We start from the raw sequence: 2411 nt of genomic DNA, 5'->3' as shown, positions 1-2411 counted from the left end.
CTCGCGGGTGAGGATGTTGATGTTGCCGGCGATGTTGTGCAGGCCGTAGCGCGCATCATTGGTGCCGCGCACGACTTCGATGCGTTCTATGTCCAGCGGGAACAGCGTCCCCAGGAAGGGCATTCCTCCGGCATTGTCATTGCTGGGGATGCCATCGATGAGCAGCTTGACCGCATTGACCTCGCCTTCGCCATTGAAGCCACGGAAGGATAACTTGCCCGACTCGTTGCCCTGGCGGAACTGGGTCAGCATCACGCCCGGCGATTGCGCAAACAGTTCCCAGTTGTATTGCACCTGTTGTTGCTGGATGTGATCGGCACCGATCAGGTCCACCGAGGTCAGCACATTGTTGAGTTGCAGCGGGCCGCTGCGGCGCGCATTGACTTCCACCGTGCCCAGCGAGAGCGAGGAATCCTCAGCCGCGCTGGCCGACTGGGCCAGCGCCCAGGGTGCTGCACCCAATGCCAGCAAGCCGGACAGGGCGGTAAGTTTAAAGATGGGACGAACGCGATGCAGATGCCTGGGCCTGCGGCTGGATTACCGTTACCCATACGCACTTCTGCGGGCTTCTGGGAAATTGGCTTGTCCGGGAAGACGCGGATCCAGATACGACCACCGCGCTTGATGTGACGGGTCATCGCACGACGAGCAGCTTCGATCTGACGGGCAGTGATACGGCCGCGGCCGGTTGCCTTCAGACCAAAATCGCCGAACGAGACGGCGGTTCCGCGGGTGTGCGAAATGCCGGTGTTACGACCTTTTTGTTCTTTACGATATTTTCTACGTGCTGGTTGCAGCATGATTATTCTCCTGCTTTCTCAGCCGACACACCGGCATCGGCAGCTTGAGGACGACCACCGCCACGCTTTGCACCAGCGCCAGGAGCGCCAGTCTTGGAGCGGGGACGTGCACCCGGCTTGCCGTCGTCACGACGGGGGCCACGACGCTTCTTGTCGTCTTCCGGTTCGCCGACCAGCACCGGCGCTTCGCCGTTTGCCAGGCGATCGCCCTTGTAGACCCACACCTTCACACCGATGATGCCGTAGGTGGTTTCAGCTTCGCCGAAGCCATAGTCGATATCGGCGCGCAGGGTGTGCAGAGGCACACGGCCTTCACGGTACCATTCGGTACGTGCGATTTCGATGCCGTTCAGACGACCCGAGGACATGATCTTGATGCCTTGGGCGCCCAGGCGCATGGCGTTCTGCATCGCACGCTTCATGGCGCGACGGAACATGATGCGCTTTTCCAGCTGCTGGCAGATCGAGTCAGCGATCAGCTGAGCATCGGCTTCCGGCTTGCGGATTTCTTCGATGTTGACGTGCACGGGCACGCCCATCAGCTTGGCCAGTGCCGACTTCAGCACTTCGATGTCTTCGCCCTTCTTGCCGATCACAACGCCCGGACGGGAGCTGTAAATGGTGATGCGGGCATTCTTGGCCGGACGCTCGATGACCACGCGGCCAACCGAAGCGTTCTTCAGCTTCTTCTTCAGGTAAGCACGGACCTTCAGGTCCTCGTTGAGCATCTCGGCAAAGTTGTTGTTGCCTGCATACCAACGCGAGCCCCAGTTACGCGTAACCGCCAGACGGAAACCGGTTGGATGAATCTTCTGTCCCATCGTGACTCCTTAGTTTTCGACGGTCACGTAAATGTGACACGACTGCTTGGAAATACGATCACCACGGCCCTTTGCACGCGCTGTGAAGCGCTTGAGGACCGCACCCTTTTCCACATAAATGGTCTTGACTTTCAGCTCGTCAATGTCGGCACCATCGTGTGTTTCGGCGTTCGCAATGGCGGACTCCAGAACTTTCTTGATGATGACCGCGCCCTTCTTGGGGCTGAAGGCCAAGATATTCAGTGCCTGATCAACTTTTTTACCGCGGATCAGGTCTGCAACCAGGCGGCCTTTCTGGGCCGACAGGTGCACACCGCGCAGAGTAGCTTTAGTTTCCATCATAGGACCTTATTTCTTAGCCTTCTTCTGGCCTCCCTTGCGCAGACTCTGCGCGCCTTCGTGTATGCCTCCTGCTGGAATTGCGCGACGGTGGTCGCAGCGACCGCCTATCGTTCTGAGTTCGGGCAGCGTGAAGTGATGCTGATTTGGCCGGAATTCGTGTCCTGGGATACGACCACCAACGCCGATGCCAGCATCTCGGCCGTGGCCTACGCCCTGGGCTTGCGCGCCAAGATTGATGAACAGACCGGCTGGCACAAGACCTTGTCCAACGTGGTGGTGAATGGCCCGACCGGTATCAGCCGTGACGTGTTCTGGGATTTGCAAGACCCGGCCACCGATGCCGGCGTGCTCAATGCCAAGGAAGTCACCACCCTCATCAACATGAGCGGCTATCGGTTCTGGGGCTCGCGCACCTGCGAAATCCAGGGCGGTTCTTCCCCTCGAGAAT

The 2411-nt window shown here is 59.1% G+C and carries 3 protein-coding genes and 2 pseudogenes; 1 reads left to right on the top strand and 4 read right to left on the bottom strand.

The window, feature by feature from the left end:
• The 4 genes and pseudogenes from I5W_RS20540 to rplV all read right to left on the bottom strand — a co-directional run.
• Positions 1 to 471, bottom strand: a 471-nt coding sequence (locus I5W_RS20540) for a TonB-dependent receptor plug domain-containing protein (RefSeq protein ID WP_044530620.1), incomplete at its 3' end; no start/stop codon positions are given.
• Between the two features lie 68 nt (positions 472 to 539).
• A pseudogene (rplP, locus tag I5W_RS30270) lies at positions 540 to 800 on the bottom strand (50S ribosomal protein L16); the annotation flags it as partial.
• A gap of 2 nt (positions 801 to 802) precedes the next feature.
• Positions 803 to 1621, bottom strand: a complete 819-nt coding sequence (gene rpsC / locus I5W_RS20535) for a 30S ribosomal protein S3 (protein WP_017453025.1) — start codon at positions 1619 to 1621, stop codon at positions 803 to 805.
• 9 nt (positions 1622 to 1630) lie between these two features.
• Positions 1631 to 1963, bottom strand: coding sequence for a 50S ribosomal protein L22 (gene rplV, locus I5W_RS20530; RefSeq protein ID WP_199901775.1), 333 nt, complete (start codon positions 1961 to 1963; stop codon positions 1631 to 1633).
• Positions 1964 to 1987: 24 nt separating this feature from the next.
• On the opposite strand from rplV, the pseudogene I5W_RS20525 reads away from it, so the two are divergent.
• Positions 1988 to 2411: pseudogene (locus I5W_RS20525) on the top strand (phage tail sheath subtilisin-like domain-containing protein); the annotation flags it as partial.

The organism is Herbaspirillum sp. B65 (genome assembly GCF_000333555.1).
In the GTDB taxonomy this organism is placed as follows: Bacteria; Pseudomonadota; Gammaproteobacteria; order Burkholderiales; family Burkholderiaceae_D; genus Herbaspirillum; species Herbaspirillum rubrisubalbicans.
Note: the sequence above shows the minus strand (reverse complement) of the source record. Positions and strands in the feature narration are given on the sequence as shown.